Consider the following 26,037-nt stretch of genomic DNA (forward strand, 5'->3'; position numbering starts at 1 on the left):
GGATTCGGATCGCGTTCCGTCGGGCCGTACGATCAGCTCCCGTGACGGCCGGCAGCACGCTCGACAGGACCCCGGCCGTCCGGAACGACCCGCGCGGCGTGCTCGCCCCCGGGCCGCGGGGCGTGGAGAGCCTGCTCGGGCGCCCGATGCCGACCGACCGGCTGCGCGGCTGGATCGTGACGCTGGTGATCACGCTGATCGGCGGCGTGGTCCGCTTCTGGAACCTGGGGTGGCCGTCGGACAACGGCACCCCGGTGTTCGACGAGAAGCACTACGTCCCGCAGGCCTGGCAGGTGCTGCGCAACGGCGGCTACGAGGACAACCCGGGCTACGAGCTCGTGGTGCACCCGCCGCTGTCCAAGCAGCTCATGGCCGTCGGGCAGTGGGTGTTCGGGTACGACCCGGTGGGCTGGCGGGTGGTCAGCGCGCTGGCCGGGACGCTGTGCGTGCTCCTGATCGTGCGGATCGCGCGCCGGCTCACGCGCTCGACCCTGCTCGGGGCGGTCGCCGGCATCCTGCTGATCTGCGACGGGCTCTCCCAGGTGTCGAGCCGCGTCGGGATGATCGACGTCTACCCGGCGCTGTTCGTCCTCGCCGCCTTCGCCGCGATCCTCGCCGACCGCGACGACGTGCGGGCCCGCCTCGCGCGGGTGGTCGCGGAGGGCCGCATCCTCGACACGCCCTTCGGCCCGCGGCTGGGCGTTCGGTGGTGGCGGTTCGCGGCCGGGCTGAGCGTGGGGCTCGCGCTGGCCAGCAAGTGGTCGGGGCTCTACTACATCGTCTTCCTCGGCGCGCTGCTGATCGGCTTCGACGTCGCCGCCCGCCGCACCGCGGGCGTGCAGCGGCCGTGGGTCGGCACGCTCGTCCGCGACGTCGCGCCGCTGGTGTGGGCGCTGTTCGTCATCCCGATCCTGGTCTACCTCGCGAGCTGGCTGCCGTGGATCGCCTCGGAGACCGGCACCGACCGCCACGTCGCCGAGGCCAAGGGCGACTCCGTCGGGCTCTACGCGCTGCTGCCCGGCTGGCTGCCCGACTGGTTCCGCGGGATGGCCTACTTCTCCTCGAAGGTGCTCGAGTTCCACGCGACGCTCGCGACCCCGCGCGGCAACCCGCACCCCTGGGAGTCCAAGCCCTGGACGTGGCCGATGGGGCTGCGCCCGATGCTCTACTACTACGAGTCGGGCCCGAACGCGGCCGGCTGCGGCGCGGACGACTGCGTCGGCTCGGTGATGGCGATCGGCACCCCCGCCCTGTGGTGGACGGCGTTCCCGGTGCTCGGCTGGAGCGTCTGGCGCTGGATCACGCGGCGCGACTGGCGCTACGCGGCGGTCCTCGTCGGCTACGGCGCCGGTATCCTGCCGTGGTTCACCGACATCGACCGCCAGATGTACTTCTTCTACATGACCCCGGTGGTCCCGTTCCTCGTGCTCGCGGTGACGCTGGTGATCAGCGAGATCCTGGGCCGCCGCACGGCCGGGCCGGAACGGCGCTCGACCGGGCGGATGGTCGTCGCGCTCTACGTCGGGCTCGTGGTCGCCAACTTCGCCTGGCTCTGGCCGATCCTCGTCGGCGCCTCCATCACCGCGGCCCGGTGGAACGCGGAGCTCTGGCTGCCGTCCTGGCGCTGACCCGACCGACTAGTAGCGTCCGCGCGTGCTCCTGCGCGCGGTCCTGCTCTCCCTGCTCACCGTGGCCGGCACCGCGGTCGGGGTCGTCTGGCTCGCGGGCGCCTCCCCCGCGCTGCTCGCGGGCGTCCTCGCGTTCGGGGCGGTCGCGTTCATGTACCTCGCCACGGAGGAGCTGCTGGTCGAGGCGCACGAGCAGGGCGAGACCGCGCTCGGCTCGGTCGGCTTCTTCGTCGGGTTCCTGATCTACCTGCTGCTCGACGAGGTCGTCAGCCGCTGACCGCGAACCGCGCCCCGGTGGGGTCCTCGAGCACCGCCCGCCGGGAGTCCTTCCCGACGACGACGCCTCCCGCGGCCTCGGCCGCCGCGGCAGCCACGTCGACGTCGCCGACCGCGAACTGCACCAGCCAGTGCGGCAGCGCGTCGCCTGCGAAGGCCACGGTGCCGAACGCCGGCCCGTCGCCGAGGTGCAGCGTGGTGGTCCCGGGCTCGTCGGTCGGGCGGTGGGTGTGCCCGAGCACCCCGGCGTAGAAGGTCCGGGTGGTGCCGGGCTCGGCCGTCGCGGCCTCGACCCACGCGGGCGGAGCGGCCTCCTCGTCGGACTCCCAGAGCCCGAACGGCGCGCCACCCGCGTCCAGGGCGACCACGACGAGGCCGCCACGGCCGTCGTCGTCGGGACCGTGCAGCACCTGCCCGCCGGCCTCCTCGGTGGCCCCGGCGGCGTCCGCCGCGTCCTCGACCGCGAAGTAGACGGTCCACCCGGGCGGGGCGCCCGCGGGCCCGCCGAGGCCGGCCACGCGCCGGCCGCCGACCAGGGCGACGGCCTCGTGGTGGGCGGCGACGTCGTCGGCAGTGAAGCTCCAGCCGAGCACGTCGGCGTAGAAGTCGGGCCCGCCGCCCGCGGTCAGGTCGGCCCAGCAGGGCATCCCGTCCATGGCGACCACCTCCGACGCGGGGGTTCCCCGTCCCGGAGACGACGAGACCCCCGCCGGATGCCCGGCGGGGGTCGATGTCGACGTGGAGCTGAGGGGAATCGAACCCCTGACCTACTCGATGCGAACGAGTCGCGCTACCAACTGCGCCACAGCCCCGACAGCGGTGAACTCTAGCAACCGGACCTCACGGCCCGGACGAGCGGGTGTCCCGCCGCCGAGTGGGCGCTCAGGGCCGCTGTCGGGGGAGAGCAGCGACCCCGAGCGTCCACTCGGCGGCGGGACGAGGCGGTCAGGCGCCCCGGCGGTAGGCCGGGACGCGGTGGTCGTCGAGGTCGCAGAACGCCGGGTCGTCCTCGGTGTCGGCGACGAGCTCCATGCCGGCGGGGACCGCGGGAGCGGGGGTCCGCGGGGCGACCCAGCGGGGCTCCTCGAACTCCTCGACGTCCTCGTACTCGTCGTGCCCGTCGCGGGCGGCGGGGATCTCGTACTCCCCCGACTCGTAGTGGCCCCACTCCTCGGCGTCGGCGAGGCGGGCCTCGTGCTCGGCCTGCCGCTCGCGGCGGGCCTCGAGCGCGCGCCGCTCCCCGGTGAGGCGGGCGAGGCGGCGCTGCCGGACCTCGTCCTCGATGCGGGTCTGCTGGCGCAGGAAGACGAGGTAGCCGGCGAGGCCGACGACCGTCAGCGCCACGAGCCACCACAGCGTCGACGAGACGACGAGGGCGGCCAGCGCCGCGAGCACGGCCACGGCGATGAGGCCGATCGCCACGCGCTGCCGGAAGGCGTAGCGGGCGTGGGCCGCCGCGGCGGCCGCGTCGGCGTCGAAGCCGCCCCGGCCCGGGCGGTAGGCGCGCGGCCGGCGGTCGCGCTCGTCCTCGTGGTCGTCCTCGTCGTAGGCGTCCTCGTGGAGGTCGTCGACGTCGTCGTGGTCGTCCTCGGGCTCGGGGCGCGGGCGGGCGCGGTCGAGCACCCGACCGCGCGGCTCCTCGAGCTCGGCCTCCGGCGCCACCTGGTCCGTCGTGCTGGTCATGACGACCTCCTCATCCACGCCCACCGCGACCGACCGGTCCGGTCGGGTGAGCACACGCGCGCTCAGGTCGGCCTCGGCGGGGCGCGGCACCATCTGCCGCCGCCGGGCGACGACCGGCACGAGCACCGCGAGCCACGCGATCACCAGCGCGGCGAACACCAGAGAACTCGGCACCGTCCACCTCCCCGACCTCGTGACCGACGCTCGCCACGCTAGTCACAGGAGCCCCATCCGCCCCGTAGCCGGGACGGCGTGTCGTGCGCGATCCGTGACCCTCACCCTCCAGCGAGGGACGCGATTCCGGCGTTACCGCACGGTGACCACTCGATGGTGGAACGAAACCCGGTTCTGCCCTGGGCCATGTGGGTGGTCGAGCGCCGGTCGAGCGTCAGGCACGCTCCGCGCGGCCCGAGCGGAGCAGGCGCCCGACGAGGCCGTCGGGCAGGACGTCCTCCGCGGTCACCGCGAGGACCACGTGGTCACGCCAGTCGCCGTCGACCTCGAGGTAGCGCTTGAGCAGCCCCTCCTCGCGGAACCCGAGCTTGGAGAGCACCCGGAGGCTCGCCGCGTTCTCCGGCCGGACCGTCGCCTCGACCCGGTGCAGGCCCACCCGCGAGAAGCAGTGGTCGACCGCGAGGGCGACCGCGGCGGTCGTCGCACCCTTGCCCGCGTGGTCGGCGGAGACCCAGTAGCCGACGTAGGCCGACAGCAGCGGTTCCCGGACGATGTTCCCGACGACCACCTGGCCCGCGAAGCGCCCGTCGACGGTCAGGGCGTAGGGCAGGGCCGTCCCCGCCCGCCCCATCGCGCGCAACGTGCTCCAGCGGCCCGGCCACTCGACGACCCCGTTGTGGTCGGCCCAGCGCCCGGGCGGCATCGGCTCCCAGGGCGTGAGGTACTCCTCGTCGCGCAGGCGCAGGCGCGACCACTCCCGACCGTCCCGGAAGCGGACCGGCCGGAGGCTGACGACGCCCGCGGGGACGCGCAGCGCGCGCAGGTGCCCCGGCCACCCGGGGTGCCGCCCGGTCGGGCGCGTCCCTCCCCAGATCGGCGCGCCCACACCCGGCAGTGTGCGCTAGCGGGGCGAGAGGAACGCGACCCGGACCGGGGTGTCGAGCCCGGCCTCGGTGGTGTCCTCGTCGAGCACGATGAGCGCGTTGGCCTCGGCGAGCGACGAGAGCAGGTGCGACCCGGCCGTCCCGAGGGGCTGGGCCAGGTAGTCGCCGCTCGTGCGGTCGCGCAGCAGGCGGCCGCGGACGTAGCTGCGGCGGCCCGGGCGCGACACCACCGGCGACAGCAGCCGGGCGGTCACCTCGCGCCGGTGCAGCTCGGGGCGGCCCAGCGCGAGGCGGATCAGCGGCCGGACCAGGATCTCGAAGACGACGAGGGCGCTGGTGGGGTTCGCGGGCAGCAGGAAGGTGGGGACCTCGTCGTCCCCGAGGCGCCCGAAGCCCTGCACCGAGCCCGGGTGCATCGCGACGCGCGAGGTGTCGACCGGGCCGAGCTCCCCGAGCGCGGCGGCGACCCCCTCGCCGTGCGCGCCGCCGACGGCGCCCGCCACCAGGACCACCTCGGCGAGCCCCAGGCGGGCCTCCACGGCCTCGCGCACCACCTCGGCGTCGGCGCCGACGATGCCGATCCGCGTCACCTCGGCCCCGGCGTCGCGGGCGGCGGCGGCGAGTGCGTAGGAGTTAACGTCGACGACCTGCCCCGGGCCGGGGGTGCGGTCGACGTCGACGAGCTCGTCGCCCACGGCGATCACCGACACCCGCGGGCGCGGGTGGACGAGGACGCCGGCGCGGCCGACGGCGGCGAGCAGCCCCACCTGGGCGGGACCCACGACGACCCCGCGGCGCACGGCGATGTCGCCGGGGGCGACGTCCTCGCCGGTCCGCCGGACGAAGGCGGCGCTCGGGACGGGCGCCTTGACGGTGACGCGGGCGCGGCTCGAGGGTCCGGCGTCGTCGGTGTGGTCGTGCGGGGCGACGGCGTCGGCGAGGGTCGGCAGCGGGGCGCCGGTGGCGACGCGCACGGCCTGGCGGGGGCTCAGCCGGTGGGCCTGCCGCGACCCGGCCGCGACCTCGCCCACCACCGGCAGCTCGACCGGCTCCACGTCGGCCTCGCGCACGTCGACCGCGCGGACGGCGAACCCGTCGACGGCGGCCTGGTCGAACCCCGGGAGCGCGCGGTCGGCGACGACCTCCTCGGCGCACAGCAGACCCTGGGCCTCGGAGATCGCGACCCGGATCGGCGCCGGGCGCACCGCGGCGTCGAGCACCCGGCGCAGCTGGGCATCCACGGTCCTCACTCCTGCATGGTGCTACGTGCAGGCACCGGACCGGCGTAGCGACACACTCGCTAGCCTCGGACGAGCATCCCCCGAGCGCAGGAGCACGCTGAAGGCCATGGCCGAGAACGACGACCACCCTGCCGTCCTGGCGCTGCAGAAGAACGGTGCCCACCCGATGGAGGTCGCCGCCTTCCGCCGGCGGCTCGCCCAGCTCGCCGACCCCGACGCGGGGAAGGTCCCGGGCGACCAGCTCTCCCCCGTCGACGAGCTCCCCCGCCTCGACGACCTCCCCGAGCCCGACGAGGCCACCACCCGCGCCGTGCTCGACCGGCTCGCCGTGATCAAGCTCAACGGCGGCCTGGGGACGTCGATGGGGCTCGACGGGCCGAAGTCGACCCTCGAGATCAAGCCGGGCTCGAGCTTCCTCGACGTGATCGCCCGCCAGACGCTGTCGCTGCGGGAGTCGACGGGCGCGCGCCTGCCGCTGCTGCTCATGGACTCCCCCACCACCCGCCCGGCCTCCCTCGAGCGGCTGGGCACCCACCCGGGGCTCGACGACCAGGGGCTCCCGCTCGACTTCCTGCAGGGGATCGAGCCGAAGCTGCGCGCCGACACGTGGGAGCCGGTCGAGTGGCCGGCGAACCCCGAGCTCGAGTGGTGCCCGCCGGGCCACGGCGACATCTACACCGCCCTGGCCGTCGCCGGGATCGCCCCCGCGCTGCTCGAGGCGGGCGTGCGGTGGTGCTTCGTCTCCAACGCCGACAACCTCGGCGCCCGGCCCGACCCGCGGATCGCCGCGTGGCTCGCCGAGCACGAGGTGCCGTTCCTCCTCGAGGTGGTGCGCGGCACCGAGTCCGACCGCAAGGGCGGCCACCTCGCGATGCGCGACGGGAAACTGGTGCTCCGCGAGTCGGCGCAGGTGCCCGACGGCGACCCGTCGTTCGGCGACCTCACCCGCTGGCACTACTTCAACACCAACAACGTCTGGTTCGACCTGTCGGCGATCGCGGCCCTGCAGGCCGACGACCCGGCGGCGCCCGAGCTGCCGCTGATCGTCAACCGCAAGACCGTCGATCCCACCGACAAGGGCTCGACGCCGGTGATCCAGCTCGAGACGGCGATGGGCGCGGCCGTGTCGAGCGTCGCGGGCGCGGCGGCCCTCGAGGTGCCGCGCACCCGGTTCGCGCCCGTGAAGACCACCGACGACCTGCTCGTGGCCCGCTCCGACCTCTGGGAGCTGCGCGACGACGGCGCGATGATCCCGCACTTCGACTCCCAGCCCCCCGTGGTCTCGCTCGACAAGGCCCACTTCGGGATGCTGCGCGACTTCGAGGCGCGCTTCCCCGGCGGCGCCCCCTCGCTGCGCGACTGCGTCCGGCTCGAGGTCCGGGGCGACGTCACCTTCACCGGCCCGACGACGGTGCGCGGGTCGGTGGTCGTCGAGGGCCCGGCGGAGGTGTCGGGGACGCTCGAGGGATGAGCGACGACCTCCCGGCCGGGCCGACGGCGGACAAGGCCGGGCTGCGCCGGGAGCTCCTGGCCCGGCGCCGGCAGCGCTCCGACACCGACCGGTGGCGCGACGCGGCGCAGCTCGCCGCCGACCTCCCCGGCCTGCTCTCGGCGCTCGGGGCCGACCCCTCCCGCCCGCTCTGCCTGTACGTGCCGGTCCGCCACGAGCCGGGTGCGGCGCCCGACGGGTCGACCCCGCTGCTCGACGCCGCCGTGTCGCTCGGGCGCCGGGTGCTGCTGCCGGTGACGGTCGGGGCCGGCCCGGGAGAGGAGACGGGACCTCTCGACTGGGCGACCTTCCACGACCGGGGCGACCTCGCGCCCGGGCCGCACGGCCTGCTCGAGCCGTCCGGACGACGGCTGGGGCCGGACGCCGTGGCCGACGCGGCGGTGGTCGTCGTCCCGGCCCTCGCGGCGTCGCCCACCGGGGTGCGGCTGGGGCGCGGCGGCGGGCACTACGACCGCACGCTGCCCCTCGTCGGGCGCGCCACCGTCGTCGTCGCGCTCGTCGGGGACGACGAACTGCGCGAGTCGCTGCCCGCCGAGCCCCACGACGTGCCGGTCGACGCGGTGTGGCGTCCGACCGCGGGGCTGCTCAGGACTGCCGGAACACCGTGAGCTGTGGTCTTGTTGGCACTCCCGCGGGGTGAGTGCCAGTTACACTGCCCTGTCCGCCACGGGATCACCGAGGAGTGTGCGTGCCCACCTACCCCTACGCCTGCACCGAGTGCGACCACCGGTTCGAGCAGGTCCAGGCGTTCTCCGACGCCTCGTTGACCGAGTGCCCCGTGTGCGGCGGCCGACTGCGCAAGGTCTTCTCCTCGGTCGGCATCGTCTTCAAGGGCAGCGGCTTCTACCGCAACGACAGCCGGTCCACGGCGTCCTCGACGGCCGACTCCGGGGGCTCGTCCTCGGGTGAGTCCGGCGGTTCGTCGTCCGGCGACTCCAGCTCGTCGTCCTCGGGCGGGACCGGCTCCGGCGGGGACGCCAAGCCCGCCGAGAAGAAGTCGGGCGACAAGCCCGCGGCCGCGTCCTCCGGGACCTCGTCCTCGGGTGGCTCGTCGTCCGGCGGCTCGTCCTCCGGCACGGCCACGAAGACCAGCGCCTAGCAGGAGGTGAGGTCCGGGTCGGCAACCCCGAGTCGCCGACCCGGACCCACACGGCGCTCGACCCGCTCCCCAGCGGTCGGTGGCCCCGTGCTCCGTACAACGAGAGACGTCCCCGATCGTCGCGCGTTGCCTCGGATCAGGTTTGTCTCACGTGTTGCACCTGTTCGGAGCAGCGTCTACTGCAACGGGGCGCGGCTCGGCGTGGTACTGCCACGCCCGGCGCCCGGGGTGCCCTCCTGCGCGGCGAGAACCGGCGACCGGGCGAGCAGGAAGACACCCACCGTGAGCAGGAGGGCGCCGAGCACCCCGCCGAGGACCCAGAGTCCGCCGGCCACCTGCTCGCCGAGCAGACCGACCCCCCACAGGAACGCGAGGATCGGGTTCCCGAGCGTGAGTCCCGGCTGCGAGGCCAGCAGGCGCCCGGCCCGCAGCCCGCTCTGCAGGGTCCAGAACGCCACCGGGGCCACGGGGATCAGCAGGTAGCTCTGCCAGGTGGCGAAGACCTCGCCGAGGCCGCCGACCGCCAGCGCGTCCGCCATCGCCTTGATGATCACCGCGACGAACCCGGAGCCGACCCCGGCCGCGATGCCGAAGAAGGCCGCCTTGCCCACCGCCCGCGACGACCGGGCGATCGCGACGCAGACCCCGAGCGCCAGCAGCGTCACCAGCGTGCCGAGGATCCAGCGCAGGTTCCCCGCCGCGAGCGCGTCGCCGCCGTGCGGGCGCAGGCTCGCGAGCATGACGACGAGGCCGACCGACATCAGCCCCACCACGGACCACTCGTAGGGCCGCAGCGCGCCACCGAGGATCCACCAGCCGACGAGCAGCGTGAACGGCAGCTCCATCACGAGCACCGGCTGGACCAGCGAGATCGACCCGAGCTGCAGGGCCAGCACCTGGCACAGCACCGCGCCCACGAAGATCGCGGTGCCGAACAGCCACGGCGGCCGGCGCACCATGTCGCGCAGCGAGCCGGCGGACCGCCCCCGCTGCCGGGCGCTGTCCTGCGCGGCCTTGCGCTGCAGGGTGAGCGCCAGCGCGTTGCCCAGGCAGGCCAGGAGGACGAGCACCACGGCCATTCGGGTGCAGCCTCTCGTCGCGTACGGCGGATGACGATGACCCCGGTCATCCACAACCGACGCCTTCCGTCCCCATTGTCCACAGGGCGTGATCGCGGCGACCCGTCGGGTGGTCGGCCGACCTACCGTGCGCGACGTGGCGAGACGGGCCCCACGGCGGGACGACGACGGCGGGCGGGCCCTCGCGCGGTCGCGGTTGCCGACCGGGTGGCGGCGGGCCGTGCTGGTGCGCCGCGGGGTGGCCGGGCTGCTCGCGGTCCTCGCCGTGGTCGTCGGCGTGCTCTCGGCGACGTCCCCGGCGGTGGTCGGCGCACCCGCCGTGGTCGCGGCCCGCGACCTCTCCCCCGGCGACCCGCTCGTCGCGGCCGACCTGGTCGTGGCGTCCCGGCCGCCCGACACCGTGCCCATGGGGGCGCGGACCGTTCCCGACGAGGTCGTCGGGCGCCGGCTCGTCGGAGGCGTGCGGGCCGGGGAGGTGCTGACCGACGTCCGGCTGGTGGGCCCCGAGGCGGCGCGGGCCGCGGTCGGGGCACCCGACGCGGCGGGGGTGCCGCTGCGCCTCGCCGACCCGGCCATCGCGTCGCTGGTGCGACCGGGCGCGCTGGTCGACGTCGTGGGCGGCGCCGGGGCCGGGCGCGACGACGGGGCGGTCCTGGCGTCCGGGGCCCGGGTGCTCACCGTGCTGCGGGGCGACGAGCGCTCGTCGTCGGCGCCGCTGGTGGTGGTCGCTCTACCGGGCCCGGAGGCCGCACGGGTGGCCGCGGCGACGATCGGCCGCGACGTCACACTCACCCTGCGGTAGAACGCGCCGTCGGCTTGACGCGACTGCTGCGCCCTACTCCCGGTCGTGGTGGGGCGGGCGCTCGTCGGTGTACCAGCGGTCGGGCACGCCCTCGGCCGCGCGGTCGGCCTCGTCGCGCTCGTCCGCGCTCGCCGGGGAGGTCGGACCGAACAGGGCCTCCCGCGCCCGGCGCCGGGCGGCGTCGGCGCGGGACTCGCCCTCGGTCAGTTCTCCTCCAGGCCGGAGAGCTCGGCGATCACGTGCGAGATCAGCGGCGTCAGGGTCGCCATGCCGTCGCGCACCGCCGCGCGCGAGGCGGCGAGGTTGACCACGAGGGTCGAGCCCGACACCCCGACGAGCCCGCGGGAGAGTCCGGCGTCGACCGCGCCCGCGGCGAGCCCGGAGGCGCGGATGGCCTCCGCGATGCCGGGGATCGGGCGGTCGAGGACGCCGGCCGTCGCGTCGGCGGTGACGGCGCGCGGGGACACGCCGGTGCCGCCCACGGTCACGACGAGGTCGACGCCGCCGATCACCGCGGTGTTCAGCGCGTTGCGGATCGCGACCGACTCGCCGGGCACCACGATCGTCCCGTCCACCACCAGGCCGGCCTCGCCGAGCAGCTCGGTGACGAGCGGGCCCGTGTTGTCGATGACCTCACCGGTCGACACGCGGTCGTCGACGATCACGACGAGCGCGCGGCCCAGCAGATCGTCGCCGCCGCCCAGGGGACCGTTGCCCATCGACGTCACCTGCGGGAGCTCCATACCCCCAGACCCTAGTCGGCGGTCGTCGTGCGCCTACCGTGGCGTCGTGCGCGTCCTCCTGACCGGCGGAGCCGGTTTCATCGGTTCCGCGATCGCCGACCAGCTCGCCGATCGGGGCCACACCCCGGTCCTGCTCGACGCCCTCCTGCCGCAGGCCCACGCCGACGGCAAGGCCCCGGAGTGGACCGACCGGTACGAGCTCGTGCGCGGCGACGTCCGCGACGCCGACCTGCTCGACCGGCTCCTGCCCGACGTCGACGCCGTCTGCCACCAGGCCGCGATGGTCGGGCACGGGGTCGACCCGAACGACGGGCCCGCCTACGCCGAGAACAACGACGTGGCGACCGCGGTGCTGCTCGCCGCGATGTACCGCTCGGGCCACCGCAGCCTCGTCATGGCGAGCTCGATGGTCGTCTACGGCGAGGGGCGCTACTCCTGCCCCGAGCACGGTCTGCAGCCCCCGCCCGCCCGCACCCAGGCCGACGTCGACGCCGGCCGGTACGACCTCCCGTGCCCGGTGTGCGGCCGCGACCTGCAGGGCGAGCTGATCCCCGAGGACGCCCCGCTCGAGCCGCGCTCCATCTACGCCGCCACCAAGCTCGCGCAGGAGCACCTCGCGGTGGCGTGGGCCCGCGCGACCGGCGGCCGCGTGCTCGCCATGCGCTACCACAACGTCTACGGCCCGCGGATGCCGCAGAACACGCCCTACGCGGGGGTCGCCTCGATCTTCCGATCGGCGCTCGAGCGCGGCGAGGCCCCGCGGGTGATGGAGGACGGCCGGCAGCGGCGCGACTTCGTCCACGTCAGCGACGTCGCCGGGATCAACGTCGCCGCCCTCGAGGCCGCCGACGACACCACACCCGTCGGCACGTGCGTCCCGCTGAACGTGTGCTCGGGCGAGGTCCGCACGATCGCCGATCTGGCGGGCCAGCTCTCCTCGGCGATGGACGGGCCGGAGCCGCAGGTGATCGGGGGCGCCCGGCCCGGCGACGTCCGCCACGTCACCGCCGACCCCGCCCGCGCGGTCGAGGTGCTCGGCTACCGGGCGCAGGTCGGGTTCGCCGAGGGCATCACGCGCTTCGCCACCGACCCGCTGCGCGCGGCGGTCGGCTCCTAGCCCGGAGCTCCCGACGAGGCCCCGGGTGACCCGGGGCATCGTCGGGAAGGGCTACCAGGTGGTGAACAGGAGGCTGTTGACCGCCAGCGCGAGCACCGCCTGGGCCGCGAGCCACCACCGCGCCGAGCGGGGCGGCAGCAGGGCGCAGGTGAGCACCATCCACGTGCCGAACGGCAGCCAGATGCGCTCGACCTCGGACTTCGAGAGCCCGGAGAGGTCGGCGGCCGCGACCGCGAGGACCGCCCCGGCCACGAGCGCGAGCACCGCGAGCGGTGCGCGGCGGGGCCACCAGGCCAGGCGGCGCAGGCCGGCGACCACGGCGGGGCCGAGCGCCAGCGCGAGCGCCGCGAGGTTCGCCCACACCCAGTACTCGTACGGACGCCGCAGCCCGTACTCGCCCACCTGGTAGTAGCGCAGCTTGACCTGCTCGTAGCCGTCGAACCAGAAGAAGCCGCCGAGGTGGAAGGCGCCGACCACCGCCAGGACGCCCACCGCGGCCACGGCGAGCGGCCACCAGCGGCGGACCAGGACCGCGATCACCATGGGGATCAGGCCCGCCGCCGCGAGCCCGTAGGACAGGAAGAGCGAGGCCCCGAGCACCACCCCGGCCAGCAGGGACAGCACCGTGCCGAGCACCCCGCGCCGCACCGAGCCGAGCGCCAGCAGCGCGACGCCCCAGGCGAAGACGCCGGCGAACATCCCGTCGGCCGACACCCCGACCCACACCGCGCCCGGGAACAGGATGCCGAACGGGATGTAGCGCCGGGCGAGGTCGCGGCCGGCCTGCACGGTCTCCGGGGCGGGCGGGAGCGTGACCGGGCCCCACCGCAGTCCGCCGAGCGCGCCGATCGTCACCGCGACGGCCGTGGACGCCGAGGCGCCGACCAGCAGCGTCACCAGCCCGGCCGGCTCACCGCCGGGCCCGAGGAGGTCGGCGATCCAGACGTAGACGAGCGTCGCGAGCGGCGGGTGCCCGGAGGCGTGCGTCACGAGGGTGTCGGGGGTCATCCCGACGATGCGGTCGGCGAACGTCGTCAGGAAGGGGCCGAGGCCCGGGTAGCGCCGCACCTCGACCAGGTACTCGGTCGGCGTGGTGAGGCGGTCGACGATCCCCGGCCCGTACCCGTCGATCAGGGCGAGGGAGAACGTCCAGGCGGCCGAGGCCACGAACGTGAGCGCGAGCAGCGGGCCCCAGCGCAGGCGGGCGGCGACCGGCGGGCCGACCAGGACCACCACCACCGCCACGAGCACCGCGGCCACCCCGCCGCGGCGGAAGTGCGGCATCCACTCGGCGAGCACGGGCGGCCAGCCGACGAGGATGTCGACCCCGCGGTCGATCGCGTCCCAGCCGTAGAGCGACGCGGCGGCGACGAGGGCGCAGGCCAGGAGCACCGCGACGACGTCGCCCCGGAGCCGCGGACCGCGGCGGGCGGCGGGATCGGGCGCGTCGCCCTGGGGGCGCGTGGGCCCGAGCACGGTGGACATCGACACGGAGAGTACGAAGCGGGCGTGGTGCCGCCGTGAGCAGGCCCCACACGGACGTGTCCCGTCGGCCGACCGGCGCAGCTTCACAGGGCCTTCACGGTCGAGGGAGGAATCGGACCCGCGTGCGCGCGTCCACGGGCGACCTCATAGCGTGACCGCGATGAACGGCCGTGTGGATGTCGTGCTCCCGTGCCTCAACGAGGTCGAGGCGCTCCCCGGCGTGCTGGACGCGCTGCCCGAGGGGTTCGACGCGGTGGTCGCCGACAACGGCTCCACCGACGGCACCCACGAGCTCGCCGCGGCCCGCGGTGCGCTCGTGGTCCACGAGGCCCGCAAGGGCTACGGCGCCGCGGTGCACGCCGGGCTGGAGGCGAGCCGCACCGAGATCGTCGCCACGATCGACGCCGACGGGTCGCTCGACCCCGCGGAGCTCCCGGCGATGGTGCGGCTGCTCGAGGACACCGGGGTCGACATCGTCGTCGGGCGGCGGGTGCCCGCGGCGAAGGGGGTCTGGCCCTGGCACGCGAAGCTCAGCAACCGGGTCCTGTCCGGGCTGATGCGGGCGCGGGGCGTGGGAGTGCGCGACATCGCACCGGTGCGGGTGGCCCGGCGGGCGGCACTGCTCGAGCTCGGGGTTACGGACCGCGCCTTCGGCTACCCGCTGGAGCTGTTGATCCGCGCCGGTGCCGCCGGCTGGACGGTGCGCGAGGTGGACGTGGCCTACCGGCCGCGGGCGGGGGGACGATCGAAGGTGTCGGGTTCGGTGCGTGGGACGTTCCGTGCTGTCCGGGACATGACGAAGGCTCTGGTGCGTGGCCCCCGGACGCGGGTGAACCGGTGACCACCCCGGCTGCGAACGCGCCGACCATGCAGTCCGACCTGGTGGGACCCGAGACGGTCCCGCGCGTGGTGGTGGTCCTGGCCAAGGCGCCGGTACCCGGCCGCGCGAAGACACGCCTGATCACCCCGGGCACCGTGAGCCCCGAGGGCGCCGCGGCGATCGCCGCCGCCGCGCTGCTCGACACGCTCGACGCCGCCGTCGCGACCCCCCGGGCCCGCGTCCTCGTCGCGCTCGAGGGAGACCTCGCCCACGCCGTGCGCGGCGAGGAGATCCGGGCCGCGATCGCGCCCCTGACCGTCGTCGGGCAGCGCGGCGAGTCGCTGGGCGAGCGGATCGAGGCCGCCCACGTCGACGCCGCCGAGGCCTTCCCCGGCGCGGTGAGCGTGCAGATCGGCATGGACACCCCGCAGGTCGACGCCGGCCTGCTCGACGAGGCGCTGCGGGCGGTCGAGGGACGCGCCCAGGCCGCGCTGGGCCTGGCCCTCGACGGCGGCTGGTGGGTCCTCGCCCTGCGGGATCCGCGGCGAGCCGCGATCATCGCCGGGGTCCCTACTTCCCGCGACGACACCGGTCCCCGGACCCTGGACGCCCTGCGAGCCGCCCTCGGCCGCACGGAGGTGGCGGAGCTGGAGCCCCTGTCGGACGTGGACACCGCCGACGACGCCGTCCGCGTGTCCGAACTGGCACCCCACGGTCGTTTCGCCCACGCGGTCGGCGACCTCATCGGAGTCCCCGGAGGTGTGAGTCCGTGACGTCTGTGACCCCGACGGCCCAGTCACCCATGACGCAGCCGTTCGCCGTCGTCGACGCCGCCCGCGAGCGGGCACGCCACGACGGACCCGTGGTCACCGCCACGGTCTTCGACGCCGCGCTCGCCGGCACCAGCCACCGGCTGGTCCGCACCGACGGCGCGGTGATCCCCCTGGCCGTGCAGCGCTGGCAGGACGACGCGGACGACGACGACGGCTGGCTGCTCGAGCGCTGCACCGGAGCGACCCTCGACCTGGGGTGCGGCCCCGGCCGCCTCGTCGTGGCCCTCGCCGACCGCGGCGTCCCGGCCCTCGGCGTCGACGTCTCGCTGCAGGCGATCCACCGCTGCCTCCAGCGGGGCGCGGCCGTGCTGCACCGTGACGCGTTCGAGCGCCTGCCCGGTGAGGGCCGCTGGGAGCACGTGGTGCTCGCCGACGGCAACATCGGCATCGGCGGCGACCCCGTGGCCCTGCTGAGCCGCTGCCGCGACCTGCTCGCCGACGGCGGCACCGTGCTCCTCGAGCTCGAGCCCGGCGCCGGCCTGTGGCAGGGCGCGGCACACCTCGAGCGCGACGACGAGCTCGAGGCACCCGGCGAGCGCCACACCTGGTTCCCGTGGGCCGTGCTCGGCCCCGGGGCCGTCGACGAGGTGGCCTCGGCCGCCGGACTACGGGTCACCGAGCGGCACCTGCCCGCCGACGTGGCCGACGCGGCGGGCCCCACCCGCTGCTTCGTGGTGCTCGCACGGCGCTGACGTCGGACCGCACCGGTCCGGGACCCGGACCGGTATTCACCCGATGACGCGGCTCCCGAGCGTCACCGGCACCTGACGCGGGGCGCCGCCCGCGGTGCCCACCGTCAGGGTCACCACCTGGCCCGGGGCGCTCGACTGGATCGCCGCGACCAGCGCGTTCGCGTCCGCGATCGCACGGTCGTCGACCTTCGTCACGAGGTCGCCCGCCTGCAGGCCGGCGTTGGCGGCCGGGCCGCCCGGGGACACGCTCGCGATCGTCGCGCCGCGCGGCCCGCCGTTGGCCACCTGCACGCCGATGATCGCCTGGGTGGCGCGCCCGCTCTGGATGAGCTCGGTGGCGATGCGGCGGGCCTGGTTCATGGGGATCGCGAACCCGAGGCCGATCGAGCCGCCCTCCTGCCCGGCGCTGCCCGAGGTCACGCTCGCGATCGCGGTGTTGATGCCGACCACCCGGCCGGCCGCGTCGGCGAGCGGGCCGCCGGAGTTGCCGGGGTTGATCGCGGCGTCGGTCTGGATCGCGTCGAGGGTGCTCTCCTGGCCCGCGCCCGAACCGCCGGCGGCCACCGGCCGCTCGAGGGCGGAGACGATGCCGGAGGTCACGGTGCCGGAGAGCCCGAGCGGCGACCCGACGGCCACCACCGCCTGGCCCTGGCGCAGCTGGTCGGAGTCGCCGAGGACGGCGGGGCGCAGGTTCCCGACGCCGCTCGCGCGCACCACGGCGATGTCGGCCGCCGGGGCGGTGCCGACGAGCGTCACGGGCGCCGCGGTCCCGTCGGCGAACACGGCCTGCAGGCCGCTGCCCCGCCCGGCCGCGAGCACGTGGTTGTTGGTCATGATCAGCCCGTCGGCCGAGAGGACCACGCCCGAGCCCTCACCCGACGAGCCCACGATCTGGACCGTGCTGGGCAGCACCGTCGCGGCGATCGCCTCGACCGAGCCCGCGGGCGCCGGCGGCAGCGGGTCGCCCGACGCGACCTCCAGCGAGGTCCCCGAGGTCGACCCCGACGAGAACAACGACCCCGCGATCGCGCCGCCCACCAGGCCCGCCACCAGCGCGAGCACCGCGACCAGCACGAGCCCGGCGCGCCCGACCGACCCGCCGCGCCCCCCGAGCATCCCGCCGCGCCGCTGCTCCGGCGGCGGCGCGCCCCAACCGCCGCCCGTGTCGGCCGGGAACCCGCCGGGCGGGGTGGCGGTCATCGGTCCCGACGAGGGCCCCGGCGCGGCCGACGCGCCCCAGCCGTAGTCGGACTCCGCGGAGCGCGGCGCGGGGTCGCCCTGGGTGCCGAGCGGAGCCCCCGACCAGGAGCGCGGCTGGTCCGACCAGCGCACCCCGGGACCCTGCGGCCCGCCGAGCCCCGGGCGCTCGATCGTCGCCGCGTCGAGGTCGGAGCCCCGACCGCGCTCGCCGTCCGCCCCCGGCCCCGCGTCGGGGCCCGGCTCGCCGTCGGGACGGGACGCGCTCTCGCTCATACGGACAAGCCTCCCCCATCGCCGCGACGGGGGCCCGACGGGGAGGATCGGTGACGATGACGAGCACCGGCACCCCGCCGACCGACGCCGGGGCGAGTCCCGCCGACCGGCCGGAGGGCCCTCCCGCCCCCTCGGGGTGGCACCTCCTGCTGGAGATCCCGCTGCGGCGCCGCGTGGCCATCCTGGTCTCGGTGGGCGCGGGCCTGCTCGTCGCGCTGATCTCCGTCGCGGTGTTCCTCACCGCCTACCGCGCGCTCTACGACCAGCTCGACGAGAGCCTCGTCGAACGCGCCACCGCGGCCTCGTCGAGCGACCTCGCCGACCCGACGCTGCTGCTGCGGGTCGTCTCCTCCGACGCGCTCGCCGCCGGCGACTTCCGGGTGGCGCTCGTCGGCTCGACCGGGCGGGCGCTGTTCATCCAGGGCAACGAGCCGCCCATCGGGCCGCAGGAGTACGCCGTGGCGCGCGGGGAGCCGCAGCCGCCGCGCACCGGCGTCGTCGACGGCGGGGCCTACCGCGTGGTCGCCGTCAGCTCCGGCGAGGGACGGGCGCTCGTCCTCGCCCAGGAGCTGGAACCGACGCGGCGCACCCTGTCCCGGCTCGCGATCGTCCTCGTGGTGGTCGGCGGCATCGGGGTGGTGCTGGCCGCGCTCGTGGGGGTGGCGATCGCCCGCGCCGGGCTCCGACCCGTGGAGCGGCTGATCTCGGCCACCGAGCGGGTGGCGAGCACCGGCGACCTGCAGCCGATCACCGTCACCGGCGGCGACGAGATCGCCCGGCTGACCCGCAGCTTCAACGCCATGCTCGCCGCGCTGGCCAGCTCGATCGACCGGCAGCGGCGCCTCGTGGCCGACGCCGGGCACGAGCTGCGGACCCCGCTCACGTCGCTGCGGACCAACCTCGAGCTGCTGGTCGCCGCCGAGGAGGGCGCCGCGTCGGGGCGCGCCGACGCGCCGCGCCTGTCCGCCCAGGACCGCGCCGAGCTCACCGCCGACCTGCGCGCGCAGATCGACGAGCTCGCCACCCTCGTCGGCGACGTCGTCGAACTGGCCCGCGACGACCCGCCCGAGATCGCCGCCGAGCACCTCGACCTGTCCGAGGTCGTGGAGCGCGCGCTCGACCGGGCGCGGCCGCGGGCCCCCGGCGTCACCTTCGACGCGACGCTCGCGCCCTGCGAGATCGTCGGCGACTCGAGCGCGTTGGAGCGGGCGATCCTGAACCTGCTCGACAACGCGGCCAAGTGGAGCCCGCCGGGCGCGACGGTCTCCGTGGTGCTGCGCGCCGGCGTCGCCCCCGAGCGGCCCGGGACGGCGGTGCTGGAGATCGCCGACGCCGGACCGGGGATCGCGCCCGAGGAGCGCCACCTCGTGTTCGACCGGTTCTTCCGCTCGGTCGACGCCCGGACGATGCCGGGGTCGGGGCTGGGCCTGTCGATCGTCGCGCAGACCGCGGCCCGCCACCACGGCGGCGTCTCGGCGCACGAGGCCCCGACGGGCGGGGCGCTGCTGCGGTTCTGGGTGCCGCGCGCGTAGGTGCGCTGCGCGCCTGTGCGCACTTTCCGGGGCTATAGCCCCGGAAAGTGCTCACGAGCGGAGCACATACCCGACCCCGCGGACCGTGTGGATCAGCCGCGGCTCGCCGTCGGCCTCGGTCTTGCGGCGCAGGTAGCCGATGTAGACCTCGAGGGCGTTGCCGGTGGTCGGGAAGTCGTAGCCCCAGACCTCCTCGAGGATGCGGCTGCGGGTGAGCACCCGGCGCGGGTTCGCGATCAGCAGCTCGAGCAGGCTGAACTCGGTGCGGGTCAGCGTGATGTCGCGGTCGCCCCGCTTCACGTCCCGCGTCACGGGGTCGAGGGACAGGTCGGCGAAGGTCAGCGGCTCGGGGTCGGCGGCACCGGTGTCCCGCTCCTCCTGCGGGCTGCGGCGCAGCAGCGCGCGCAGCCGGGCGAGCAGCTCCTCGAGGGCGAACGGCTTGGCCAGGTAGTCGTCGGCGCCCGCGTCGAGGCCCGCCACCCGGTCGGAGACGGCCTCCCGGGCGGTGAGCACGAGCACGGGGAGGTCGTCCCCCGCGCCCCGGAGCCGACGGCACACCTCCAGCCCGTCGAGGCGCGGCATCATCACGTCGAGCACGAGGGCGTCCGGGCGCTCCGCCTGGATCGAGTCGAGGGCCTGCTGGCCGTCGGTGGCGAGATCGACCTGGTAGCCGTTGAACGCCAGGGACCGGCGCAGCGAGTCGCGCACGGCCTTGTCGTCGTCGACGACGAGAATCCGCATGCGCCCACTATGGGCAGGCGTCCTGAGAACCACCTGAGCTCTGCTCGCTCAGAACTCCACGCGCATGAGCCCGACGACCTCGGCGCGCCAGTCGGCGTAGGCCTGGCCGATCTGGGCGTCGTCGCCCGAGGCGTCCGTTCCCGACGACGGGCCCGTGCCGGTGGCGCGCGCGGCGATCTGCTCGCCGGTCCAGCTCCGGTCGGCGACCCGCACGGTCAGGCGCGCGGGGGCCCGCTCGGCGCGCAGGGCGTGGGCGAGCACGCGCAGCATCGCGGCACGGGCGTCGGCGTCGTCGGGGGCGTCGACGTCGATGTTGGTCTGCCCGCCGACGAGCATCACGTTCGCGTCGGGCGCGAGCGCCGGCAGCACGGTGGCCGCCGCGCGGAACCGCGAGAGCATGCCCTGGGTGAGGAACTGCTCGACCTTGGAGACCACGCTGCCCTCGGTGGGCGTCATCGCCACCGGCAGCTGCACGTAGGCGTCGAAGTTCTGTCCGTCCACGGCCTCGCCGAGCCGGCCGAGGTCGTCCACGACCACCACGTCCGCCCCCGTCGCCTTCACGGCCGAGGTCACCTCGTCGAGCCGCTCGCCGCCACCGGTCACCAGCACCGTCGTCATGCCCGGCACCCTAGTTCGCCCACCCGCGCCGCGGCAGCAGCGGACGCCCGAAGATCGGTTCAGCCGTAGAGATCGACGACCTCGGCGGCGCGTGTCGCCATCAGCGCGCGCACCTCCGGCGGGTCGAGGACCTCCACGCCCGCGCCGAAGCCGAGCAGAATCCCGACCGCCGCCCCGGGCGCGCGGAAGGGCAGCCGGACCACGCCGGCCTCGTCGTCGGGCTCCGGCGGGCCCACCAGCTGCGCCGCGACCACCCGCTCCAGCATCGCCCGCCGGTCGTCGGGGAGACGCACCCGCACGACGACCGCGTCCGGCGCCTCATCGAGGCGGTCGCGCAGCGCGGCCCACGCCTGCGCGAGGTCGCGGTCGTCGGGACGGCGGGCGGGGACACCGGTGGCCCCGACCTCGCGGACGCGGTCGACCCGGAACAGGCGGGGCTCCCCGCGCCGGGCCGCGACCAGGTACCAGGTGCCCGCCTTGCTCACGAGGCCGTACGGGTCGACCGTCGACCAGCCCTCGTCGCGGTAGCGCACCCGCGCCCGCTCGTCGGCCGCGACGGCCCGCTCCAGCGCGGCCAGGACGGCGTCGTCGGGGTCCTCCCCCGTCCGGCGCCAGCCGCGCTGCTCGACGAGGACGGTGCGCCGGGCCCGCACGATGTCGGGGCGCCGCGCCTCCGGGACCGCGGCGAGCAGCTTGCGCGCCGCCGAGGCGAGGTCGCGGCCGAGCGCCCCCGCGCGATCGTCGCCCAGGGCCAGCAGGGCGCGCATCTCGGCGTCGGTCAGGCCCGAGACGTCGGTGCGGAACCCGGGCATGAGCACCACCCCGCCGAGGCGGCCCCGCTCGGCGTACACCGGGACGCCCGCCGCGGAGAGCGCCTCGACGTCGCGCGCGACGGTCCGCGTCGACACCTCGAGCCGGCGGGCGATCTCCGGGGCGGGCAGGCGACCGTGCGCCTGCAGGAGCAGCAGGGTGGCCAGCAGCCGGTCGGAGCGCACTCCCGGGATTCTCCTCCGAATCACGACAGCACGTGTCAGGTATCGCGGCGCACTCTCCCTCGCATGACCACCACCTCCGGTGTCCGCACTGCGGCCATGCTGACGCTGAACGTCACGAACGGGGCATGTACGGACCACGTCCTGCACCCCGACGGCCCGTTCTCCCTCGCCGCCGCCCGCGGGTCGGTGCGGGACTGGCCCCCGCTCTCCCGCTTCGCCGCCGGGCCCGAGGACGACCGGCCCGACGCCCCGCTCGTCCTCGCCACGATCGCCGACGACGACCTCGCCCCGGTCGCGTTCGCGGTGTCACAGGAGCATGCCGACGGGCCGGTCGAGGTCGCGATCGTCGGCACCGGCGATCCCGACCGCGCCCTCGCGCAGATCGCGCGCATCCTCTCGCTCGACCACTCCGGCGCGGGACTCACCGACGTGGCCGGGCGCGACCCGGCCGTCGGCGCCGTGCTCGCCCGCCACCCGGGACGCCGACCGGTCCTCTTCGGGTCGCCCTACGAGGCCGCGGCGTGGGGCGTGATCTCCACGCGCATGAGGGTGCGGCAGGCGGTGACGCTCGTCCGGCGGCTCGCGGCGGAGCACGGGACGCGGCTCGAGGTCGCCGGCCGGACCGTCGACGCGTTCCCGACCCCGGAGGCGCTGCTCGCCCTCGACGAGATACCCGGGCTGCCCGGGGAGAAGGTGCGCCGGCTGCACGCCGTCGCCCGCGCGGCCCTCGACGGCGACCTCGACGCCGCCCGGCTCCGTGCCCTCGGCCCGGTGGGCGCCCGCGCGGCAGTGTGCCGCATCCGCGGTATCGGCGGGTTCTGGGCGTCGCTGATCTGGCTGCGCGCCTGCGGCGTGGTCGACGAGTGGCCCGACGAGCCCCGCGCCACCGCCGCTCTCGCCCGCCTGCACGGCCGCGACCCGGCCGGGTTCCCCGACGCCGGGACCCTCGCGGAGGCCACCGCCCCGCTCGCCCCCTACCGGACGTGGATCGCGTTCCTGCTGCGGATCACGGGCGCCTGAGGGCTCGTCAGTCGGCCAGCCGCTCGGCCGACATCAGGGACACCCCGCCCATCGACGTCGCGACGTCCTCGTCGAGCGGGCGGCGGTAGGCGACGGCGAGATCGCGGGCGCTGACCCGGAGGGTCTTCCAGCCGAGCTCGGCGAGGTGCGCCTCGGGCGTCCGGTCGCGCGGGTCGAGGTAGACGAGGTCGCTGATGTCGACCCCGATCATCTGCCGCATCCGGGCGAAGCCCGGGTCGTCGGCGAAGGCGGAGGCGACCTCGGCGAAGTGCTCGACGGCGATGCGGCTGCCGGGCGCGGACAGGGACTGCACGCGATCGAAGAGCAGCGTCTCGGCCTCCGGGGGCAGGTAGGGCAGCAGGCCCTCGGCGAGCCACGCCGTGGGGACCGCCGGGTCGAAGCCGGCGGCGGTGAGGGCCGCGGGCCAGTCGTCGCGCAGGTCGGCGGTGACCGGGACGCGGTGGACCGTGGCCGTGGCGTCGTGGGCGCCGAGGACCTCGTCCTTGAACCGGAGCACGGCCTCCTGGTCGATCTCGTAGACCGTGACGTCGGCCGGCCAGGGCAGGCGGAAGGCGCGGGCGTCGAGGCCGGCGGCGAGCAGGACGACCTGGCGCACCCCGACCGCCGTGGCCTCGGCGAAGAACTCGTCGAAGAAGCGGGACCGCACGCCCATGTAGGTCGACATGATCGACCACATCTCGTCGGTGTCGGCCTGCGCCGACGCGGTGCCCGGCAGGGCCACGTCCATCCCGGCGTCGTCGACGAAGGCCTGCGCGTAGGGGTCGTCGACGAGCGGATCCTCCCGCCGGCTCTCCACCGCCCGTGCCGCCGCGACGCCGAGCGCCGTGGCGCCGACGCTGGTCGTGATGTCCCACTGGTCGCCATCGGTTCGCATAGCTAACGAATACCCGCCGTACTCGGACGGAAGCGGACAGTGCGTATCAGCTCACACGGTGCCCGTGAGCGCCTGGATCGCGAGACTGCTCGCACCCACGAGCACCCAGAGGGAGGCGCCGAGCAGGAGCGGGCGGCCCCCGGTGCGCCGGAGGTCGGCGACCCGCATCGAGAGCCCGATGCCGGCGAGGGCCGTGGTGATGAGGAACGTGCCGAGCGCGGTGAGCGCCGGGTGCCACGCCTGCGGCACCACGCCGACCGTCGTCAGCACCGAGGCGAGGACGAAGCCGACGAGGAACGGCGGCACGAGACGGAACCAGGACACCCGCTCGCGGGCCCCGTCGTGCCGCGCCGTCCACGACACCAGGACCAGGACGACCGGGATGATCATGAGGCTGCGGGTCAGCTTGACGACGATCGAGTAGGGGCCCGCGTCGCCGCCGTAGGCGTACCCGGCCGCGACCACCGACGACGTGTCGTTGATCGCGGTGCCCGCCCAGAGGCCGAACGCGTGCGGGTCGAGCCCCAGCAGGTGGCCCAGCGGCGGGAACGCGAGGACCGCGACGACGTTGAACACGAAGATCGTCCCGACGGCGTAGGCGACCGTGGAGTCGCGCGCCCGCACCACCGACTGCGTCGCCGCGATCGCCGACGCCCCGCAGATCGCGGTGCCGACGCCGATGAGCAGCGTCGTCGTTCCCTCCACCCGCAGCCACCGCCCGAGCAGCCACGCGCCCCCGAGCGCGACGGCGAGCGTGCCGAGCATGACCGGCAGCGAGGACACCCCCACCGACACCACCCGGCCCAGCGACAGCGTGGCGCCGAGCACGACGATCGAGGTCTGCAGCACCGGACGGGACGCGACGGCGAGCCCCGGACGCCACCGGTCGCCGGGCGCCAGCACGCTCGCGACGAGCACCCCCAGGACGATGCCGAACACCGGGCCCCCGACCACGGGCACCTCCGCGCCCGCCGCCGTGGCGACCCCGGCGACGACGAGCGCCGCCCCGAGCCCCGGCAGCGTGTCCCGCAGCCGCGTCGCCGCGCCCCGGACGACGGTGCCGCCCGCGGTCGACTCGACGAGCATCCTGGACCTCCTCCACGAAATGTCCGTACCTTGGTGTCCGGACATTAGACCGGGCAGGATGGGCGGTCAACGGGGGAGGTGGGCGTCGTGGGACCGAGAGCGTTGACACGCAGCGGCGGGAAGCCGCTGTGGGGGCAGCTGCAGGACGACCTGCTGCGGCGCATCCGGGTGCACGACTTCGACGGCGGCGCCTTCCCCGGCGAGCTGGCCCTGATGGACCAGTACGCGGTCAGCCGCCACACCGTGCGCCAGGCGCTCGCCCAGCTGCGGGCCGACGGGATCGTCGTCGCCGAGCGCGGCCGGGCCCCGCGGATCGGGAGTCCCGGTCCGCCCCCGGGGATCGACCAGCCGGTGGGCGAGGTCTACAGCCTGTTCACCTCGGTCGAGGAGTCGGGCCGGGCGCAGCGCAGCGTCGTGCGCCGCCTCGAGCGGGTGGCCGACGGCGTCGTCGCGAGCCGGCTGGGCCTCGAGGAGTCCACGCCGCTGCTGCTGCTCGAGCGGCTGCGCCTCGCCGACGACGAGCCGCTGGCGTGGGACCGGGTGTGGCTCCCGTTCGCCGACGCCGAGCCCCTCGTGGGGGCCGACCTCACGCACACCGCCCTCTACGCCGAGCTCGCCGCGCGCACCGGCCTGCGCGTCGACGGCGGCCGCGAGCGCATCCACGCCGAGGTGGCCGACGAGGCCGTCGGACCGCTCCTCGACGTCCCCTCCGGCGCCCCGGTCTTCCGCATCGCCCGGCTCGGCACCGCCGCCGAGCGGCCGGTCGAGTGGCGCCAGACCCTGATCCGCGCCGACCGGTTCCACCTCACGGCCGACTTCGGCGCCCGCCCGGCGTCGTGGTCGATCCAACGCGACGACGTCCCTCTGGGAGGCCACCGATGACCGACATCGATCCCGACGAGGCCCGGCGTCGGCTCGACGCCGGCGAGGTCGTCCTCGTCGACGTCCGCGAGCGGCACGAGTGGGCGGCCGGGCACGCCCCGGGCGCCCTGCACCGCCCCCTCGGCGAGCTCGACCCGGCCGAGTTCGCGGGCCGCACCGTCGTGACCACCTGCCGGGGCGGCGGCCGCGGTTCCCGCGCGGCGACCACGCTCGCCGACGCGGGGGTCGACGCCGCGAACCTCGCGGGCGGGCTGCGCGGATGGGCGGAGGCCGGCGGGGCGGTGGTGCGCGACGACGGCACACCCGGCACGCTCGACGCATGAGCGCCACCGAGCAGTCCCTCGCCCGCTGGCACGACATGGTGGAGCGCCGCGACATGGGCGGGCTCCGCGAGATCGTCCATCCCGAGGCGGTCTTCCGCTCCCCCGTCGCGCACACGCCGTACCCCACGGCCGACGCCGTCGTCCTGGCGCTCTCCACGGTGCTCACGGTCTTCGAGGACTTCCGCTACCACCGGACGTTCCTCTCCGGCGACGACGCGGTGCTCGAGTTCAGCGCGACGGTGGGCGGCCGGTCGCTGCGCGGGGTCGACCTGATCCACTTCGACGAGGCCGGGCTGATCACCGAGTTCGAGGTGATGGTCCGCCCGCTGTCGGGTCTGCAGGCCCTCGGGGCCGCGATGGCCGAGCGGATCGGGCCGCAGCTCAGCGCGTACTCGTGAGGGTGACG

General features: G+C 75.7%; 28 protein-coding genes and 1 tRNA gene. 15 read left to right on the top strand and 14 right to left on the bottom strand.

Annotated elements, in window-relative coordinates; all coding sequences use genetic code 11:
* The first annotated feature begins 41 nt into the window (after positions 1 to 41).
* Together ACFPBZ_RS16000 and ACFPBZ_RS16005 are read left to right on the top strand one after the other, a co-directional pair.
* Positions 42 to 1,628 carry a dolichyl-phosphate-mannose--protein mannosyltransferase gene (locus ACFPBZ_RS16000; RefSeq protein WP_378037071.1) on the top strand — a complete coding sequence of 529 codons (1,587 nt, stop codon included), beginning with the start codon at positions 42 to 44 and terminating at the stop codon, positions 1,626 to 1,628.
* Between the two features lie 25 nt (positions 1,629 to 1,653).
* Entirely contained in the window at positions 1,654 to 1,905 is a 252-nt protein-coding gene (locus ACFPBZ_RS16005) for a ZIP family metal transporter (RefSeq protein WP_378037072.1), read from the top strand.
* Here ACFPBZ_RS16005 and ACFPBZ_RS16010 read toward each other — a convergent pair.
* The 5 genes from ACFPBZ_RS16010 to glp all read right to left on the bottom strand — a co-directional run bounded on the left by ACFPBZ_RS16010 (position 1,895) and on the right by glp (position 5,895).
* Positions 1,895 to 2,560, bottom strand: a complete 666-nt coding sequence (locus ACFPBZ_RS16010) for a VOC family protein (protein WP_378037073.1) — start codon at positions 2,558 to 2,560, stop codon at positions 1,895 to 1,897. The genes ACFPBZ_RS16005 and ACFPBZ_RS16010 overlap by 11 nt on opposite strands.
* Before the next feature lie 83 nt (positions 2,561 to 2,643).
* Positions 2,644 to 2,716, bottom strand: a tRNA-Ala gene (locus tag ACFPBZ_RS16015).
* A gap of 133 nt (positions 2,717 to 2,849) precedes the next feature.
* A complete protein-coding gene (sepX, locus tag ACFPBZ_RS16020) occupies positions 2,850 to 3,761 on the bottom strand; it encodes a divisome protein SepX/GlpR (protein WP_378037074.1) in 912 nt (303 codons plus the stop codon).
* A 214-nt stretch (positions 3,762 to 3,975) separates the two neighbouring features.
* The gene (locus ACFPBZ_RS16025) at positions 3,976 to 4,647 is read right to left on the bottom strand and encodes a GNAT family N-acetyltransferase (protein WP_378037075.1); all 672 of its coding nucleotides are present in this window, start codon (positions 4,645 to 4,647) and stop codon (positions 3,976 to 3,978) included.
* Positions 4,648 to 4,662: 15 nt separating this feature from the next.
* The gene (glp, locus tag ACFPBZ_RS16030; protein ID WP_378037076.1) at positions 4,663 to 5,895 is read right to left on the bottom strand and encodes a molybdotransferase-like divisome protein Glp; all 1,233 of its coding nucleotides are present in this window, start codon (positions 5,893 to 5,895) and stop codon (positions 4,663 to 4,665) included.
* 97 nt (positions 5,896 to 5,992) lie between these two features.
* On the opposite strand from glp, the gene ACFPBZ_RS16035 reads away from it, so the two are divergent.
* The 3 genes from ACFPBZ_RS16035 to ACFPBZ_RS16045 all read left to right on the top strand — a co-directional run bounded on the left by ACFPBZ_RS16035 (position 5,993) and on the right by ACFPBZ_RS16045 (position 8,495).
* Positions 5,993 to 7,357: a UTP--glucose-1-phosphate uridylyltransferase gene (locus tag ACFPBZ_RS16035; RefSeq protein WP_378037077.1), complete on the top strand. Its 1,365-nt coding sequence runs from the start codon at positions 5,993 to 5,995 to the stop codon at positions 7,355 to 7,357.
* Positions 7,354 to 8,004, top strand: a complete 651-nt coding sequence (locus ACFPBZ_RS16040) for a 5-formyltetrahydrofolate cyclo-ligase (protein WP_378037078.1) — start codon at positions 7,354 to 7,356, stop codon at positions 8,002 to 8,004. The genes ACFPBZ_RS16035 and ACFPBZ_RS16040 overlap by 4 nt, the downstream gene beginning before the upstream one ends.
* Before the next feature lie 80 nt (positions 8,005 to 8,084).
* Entirely contained in the window at positions 8,085 to 8,495 is a 411-nt protein-coding gene (locus tag ACFPBZ_RS16045; protein WP_378037079.1) for an FmdB family zinc ribbon protein, read from the top strand.
* A gap of 176 nt (positions 8,496 to 8,671) precedes the next feature.
* On the opposite strand, the gene ACFPBZ_RS16050 is transcribed toward ACFPBZ_RS16045, so the two are convergent.
* The gene (locus tag ACFPBZ_RS16050) at positions 8,672 to 9,574 is read right to left on the bottom strand and encodes a DMT family transporter (RefSeq protein WP_378037080.1); all 903 of its coding nucleotides are present in this window, start codon (positions 9,572 to 9,574) and stop codon (positions 8,672 to 8,674) included.
* A gap of 136 nt (positions 9,575 to 9,710) precedes the next feature.
* Between ACFPBZ_RS16050 and ACFPBZ_RS16055 the strand changes: the two genes are divergently transcribed.
* Positions 9,711 to 10,376: an SAF domain-containing protein gene (locus tag ACFPBZ_RS16055; protein ID WP_378037081.1), complete on the top strand. Its 666-nt coding sequence runs from the start codon at positions 9,711 to 9,713 to the stop codon at positions 10,374 to 10,376.
* 203 nt (positions 10,377 to 10,579) lie between these two features.
* Here the strand turns inward: ACFPBZ_RS16055 and ACFPBZ_RS16060 are convergent, their stop codons facing one another.
* The gene (locus ACFPBZ_RS16060; protein ID WP_378037082.1) at positions 10,580 to 11,119 is read right to left on the bottom strand and encodes a MogA/MoaB family molybdenum cofactor biosynthesis protein; all 540 of its coding nucleotides are present in this window, start codon (positions 11,117 to 11,119) and stop codon (positions 10,580 to 10,582) included.
* Between the two features lie 46 nt (positions 11,120 to 11,165).
* Here ACFPBZ_RS16060 and ACFPBZ_RS16065 point away from each other — a divergent pair, with 46 nt between their 5' ends.
* Positions 11,166 to 12,236, top strand: a complete 1,071-nt coding sequence (locus ACFPBZ_RS16065; RefSeq protein WP_378037083.1) for an NAD-dependent epimerase/dehydratase family protein — start codon at positions 11,166 to 11,168, stop codon at positions 12,234 to 12,236.
* Between the two features lie 51 nt (positions 12,237 to 12,287).
* On the opposite strand, the gene ACFPBZ_RS16070 is transcribed toward ACFPBZ_RS16065, so the two are convergent.
* Entirely contained in the window at positions 12,288 to 13,721 is a 1,434-nt protein-coding gene (locus tag ACFPBZ_RS16070) for a hypothetical protein (RefSeq protein ID WP_378037084.1), read from the bottom strand.
* 160 nt (positions 13,722 to 13,881) lie between these two features.
* On the opposite strand from ACFPBZ_RS16070, the gene ACFPBZ_RS16075 reads away from it, so the two are divergent.
* From ACFPBZ_RS16075 to ACFPBZ_RS16085, 3 genes are read left to right on the top strand one after another with little or no spacing between them, the layout of a single operon-like run.
* Positions 13,882 to 14,562 carry a glycosyltransferase family 2 protein gene (locus tag ACFPBZ_RS16075; protein ID WP_378037085.1) on the top strand — a complete coding sequence of 227 codons (681 nt, stop codon included), beginning with the start codon at positions 13,882 to 13,884 and terminating at the stop codon, positions 14,560 to 14,562.
* Positions 14,563 to 14,588: 26 nt separating this feature from the next.
* A complete protein-coding gene (locus tag ACFPBZ_RS16080; RefSeq protein ID WP_378037142.1) occupies positions 14,589 to 15,314 on the top strand; it encodes a TIGR04282 family arsenosugar biosynthesis glycosyltransferase in 726 nt (241 codons plus the stop codon).
* Positions 15,311 to 16,066 (top strand): class I SAM-dependent methyltransferase, encoded by a 756-nt coding sequence (locus ACFPBZ_RS16085; RefSeq protein ID WP_378037086.1) that lies wholly within the window; start codon positions 15,311 to 15,313, stop codon positions 16,064 to 16,066. Before ACFPBZ_RS16080 ends, ACFPBZ_RS16085 begins: the two co-directional genes overlap by 4 nt.
* Before the next feature lie 36 nt (positions 16,067 to 16,102).
* Here the strand turns inward: ACFPBZ_RS16085 and ACFPBZ_RS16090 are convergent, their stop codons facing one another.
* A complete protein-coding gene (locus ACFPBZ_RS16090; RefSeq protein WP_378037087.1) occupies positions 16,103 to 17,539 on the bottom strand; it encodes a S1C family serine protease in 1,437 nt (478 codons plus the stop codon).
* A gap of 56 nt (positions 17,540 to 17,595) precedes the next feature.
* On the opposite strand from ACFPBZ_RS16090, the gene ACFPBZ_RS16095 reads away from it, so the two are divergent.
* Complete coding sequence (locus ACFPBZ_RS16095) at positions 17,596 to 19,071, top strand: HAMP domain-containing sensor histidine kinase (protein WP_378037143.1); 1,476 nt, start codon at positions 17,596 to 17,598, stop codon at positions 19,069 to 19,071.
* Between the two features lie 51 nt (positions 19,072 to 19,122).
* Here ACFPBZ_RS16095 and ACFPBZ_RS16100 read toward each other — a convergent pair whose 3' ends face one another.
* The 3 genes from ACFPBZ_RS16100 to ACFPBZ_RS16110 are packed head-to-tail and all read right to left on the bottom strand — an operon-like array spanning position 19,123 to position 21,425.
* On the bottom strand, positions 19,123 to 19,812 hold the full coding sequence (locus tag ACFPBZ_RS16100) for a response regulator transcription factor (RefSeq protein ID WP_378037088.1): 690 nt from the start codon (positions 19,810 to 19,812) through the stop codon (positions 19,123 to 19,125).
* 48 nt (positions 19,813 to 19,860) lie between these two features.
* Positions 19,861 to 20,430, bottom strand: coding sequence for a hypothetical protein (locus ACFPBZ_RS16105; RefSeq protein ID WP_378037089.1), 570 nt, complete (start codon positions 20,428 to 20,430; stop codon positions 19,861 to 19,863).
* 59 nt (positions 20,431 to 20,489) lie between these two features.
* Complete coding sequence (locus tag ACFPBZ_RS16110) at positions 20,490 to 21,425, bottom strand: helix-turn-helix transcriptional regulator (protein ID WP_378037090.1); 936 nt, start codon at positions 21,423 to 21,425, stop codon at positions 20,490 to 20,492.
* Positions 21,426 to 21,488: 63 nt separating this feature from the next.
* Here ACFPBZ_RS16110 and ACFPBZ_RS16115 point away from each other — a divergent pair, with 63 nt between their 5' ends.
* Positions 21,489 to 22,445 (top strand): DNA-3-methyladenine glycosylase family protein, encoded by a 957-nt coding sequence (locus tag ACFPBZ_RS16115; protein WP_378037091.1) that lies wholly within the window; start codon positions 21,489 to 21,491, stop codon positions 22,443 to 22,445.
* 7 nt (positions 22,446 to 22,452) lie between these two features.
* Here the strand turns inward: ACFPBZ_RS16115 and ACFPBZ_RS16120 are convergent, their stop codons facing one another.
* On the bottom strand, positions 22,453 to 23,340 hold the full coding sequence (locus tag ACFPBZ_RS16120; RefSeq protein ID WP_378037092.1) for a class I SAM-dependent methyltransferase: 888 nt from the start codon (positions 23,338 to 23,340) through the stop codon (positions 22,453 to 22,455).
* 51 nt (positions 23,341 to 23,391) lie between these two features.
* On the bottom strand, positions 23,392 to 24,426 hold the full coding sequence (locus tag ACFPBZ_RS16125) for a YeiH family protein (protein ID WP_378037093.1): 1,035 nt from the start codon (positions 24,424 to 24,426) through the stop codon (positions 23,392 to 23,394).
* Positions 24,427 to 24,513: 87 nt separating this feature from the next.
* On the opposite strand from ACFPBZ_RS16125, the gene ACFPBZ_RS16130 reads away from it, so the two are divergent.
* The 3 genes from ACFPBZ_RS16130 to ACFPBZ_RS16140 are packed head-to-tail and all read left to right on the top strand — an operon-like array spanning position 24,514 to position 26,029.
* Complete coding sequence (locus ACFPBZ_RS16130) at positions 24,514 to 25,308, top strand: GntR family transcriptional regulator (protein ID WP_378037094.1); 795 nt, start codon at positions 24,514 to 24,516, stop codon at positions 25,306 to 25,308.
* On the top strand, positions 25,305 to 25,631 hold the full coding sequence (locus ACFPBZ_RS16135; protein WP_378037095.1) for a rhodanese-like domain-containing protein: 327 nt from the start codon (positions 25,305 to 25,307) through the stop codon (positions 25,629 to 25,631). The genes ACFPBZ_RS16130 and ACFPBZ_RS16135 overlap by 4 nt, the downstream gene beginning before the upstream one ends.
* The gene (locus ACFPBZ_RS16140) at positions 25,628 to 26,029 is read left to right on the top strand and encodes a nuclear transport factor 2 family protein (RefSeq protein ID WP_378037096.1); all 402 of its coding nucleotides are present in this window, start codon (positions 25,628 to 25,630) and stop codon (positions 26,027 to 26,029) included. The genes ACFPBZ_RS16135 and ACFPBZ_RS16140 overlap by 4 nt, the downstream gene beginning before the upstream one ends.
* Positions 26,030 to 26,037: the final 8 nt, after the last annotated feature.

It is taken from the genome of Actinomycetospora atypica (assembly GCF_042653685.1).
Lineage (GTDB): Bacteria > Actinomycetota > Actinomycetes > Mycobacteriales > Pseudonocardiaceae > Actinomycetospora > Actinomycetospora atypica.

Excerpts from the sequence above, each read along its gene's own strand:
- ACFPBZ_RS16010 (WP_378037073.1), bottom strand. The coding sequence starts at position 2,560 with ATGGACGGGATGCCCTGCTGGGCCGACCTGACCGCGGGCGGCGGGCCC.
- ACFPBZ_RS16035 (WP_378037077.1), top strand. The coding sequence starts at position 5,993 with ATGGCCGAGAACGACGACCACCCTGCCGTCCTGGCGCTGCAGAAGAAC.
- ACFPBZ_RS16040 (WP_378037078.1), top strand. The coding sequence starts at position 7,354 with ATGAGCGACGACCTCCCGGCCGGGCCGACGGCGGACAAGGCCGGGCTG.
- ACFPBZ_RS16050 (WP_378037080.1), bottom strand. The coding sequence starts at position 9,574 with ATGGCCGTGGTGCTCGTCCTCCTGGCCTGCCTGGGCAACGCGCTGGCG.
- ACFPBZ_RS16060 (WP_378037082.1), bottom strand. The coding sequence starts at position 11,119 with ATGGAGCTCCCGCAGGTGACGTCGATGGGCAACGGTCCCCTGGGCGGC.
- ACFPBZ_RS16070 (WP_378037084.1), bottom strand. The coding sequence starts at position 13,721 with ATGTCCACCGTGCTCGGGCCCACGCGCCCCCAGGGCGACGCGCCCGAT.
- ACFPBZ_RS16075 (WP_378037085.1), top strand. The coding sequence starts at position 13,882 with ATGAACGGCCGTGTGGATGTCGTGCTCCCGTGCCTCAACGAGGTCGAG.
- ACFPBZ_RS16080 (WP_378037142.1), top strand. The coding sequence starts at position 14,589 with ATGCAGTCCGACCTGGTGGGACCCGAGACGGTCCCGCGCGTGGTGGTG.
- ACFPBZ_RS16090 (WP_378037087.1), bottom strand. The coding sequence starts at position 17,539 with ATGAGCGAGAGCGCGTCCCGTCCCGACGGCGAGCCGGGCCCCGACGCG.
- ACFPBZ_RS16095 (WP_378037143.1), top strand. The coding sequence starts at position 17,596 with ATGACGAGCACCGGCACCCCGCCGACCGACGCCGGGGCGAGTCCCGCC.
- ACFPBZ_RS16100 (WP_378037088.1), bottom strand. The coding sequence starts at position 19,812 with ATGCGGATTCTCGTCGTCGACGACGACAAGGCCGTGCGCGACTCGCTG.
- ACFPBZ_RS16105 (WP_378037089.1), bottom strand. The coding sequence starts at position 20,430 with ATGACGACGGTGCTGGTGACCGGTGGCGGCGAGCGGCTCGACGAGGTG.
- ACFPBZ_RS16115 (WP_378037091.1), top strand. The coding sequence starts at position 21,489 with ATGACCACCACCTCCGGTGTCCGCACTGCGGCCATGCTGACGCTGAAC.
- ACFPBZ_RS16120 (WP_378037092.1), bottom strand. The coding sequence starts at position 23,340 with ATGCGAACCGATGGCGACCAGTGGGACATCACGACCAGCGTCGGCGCC.
- ACFPBZ_RS16125 (WP_378037093.1), bottom strand. The coding sequence starts at position 24,426 with ATGCTCGTCGAGTCGACCGCGGGCGGCACCGTCGTCCGGGGCGCGGCG.
- ACFPBZ_RS16135 (WP_378037095.1), top strand. The coding sequence starts at position 25,305 with ATGACCGACATCGATCCCGACGAGGCCCGGCGTCGGCTCGACGCCGGC.
- ACFPBZ_RS16140 (WP_378037096.1), top strand. The coding sequence starts at position 25,628 with ATGAGCGCCACCGAGCAGTCCCTCGCCCGCTGGCACGACATGGTGGAG.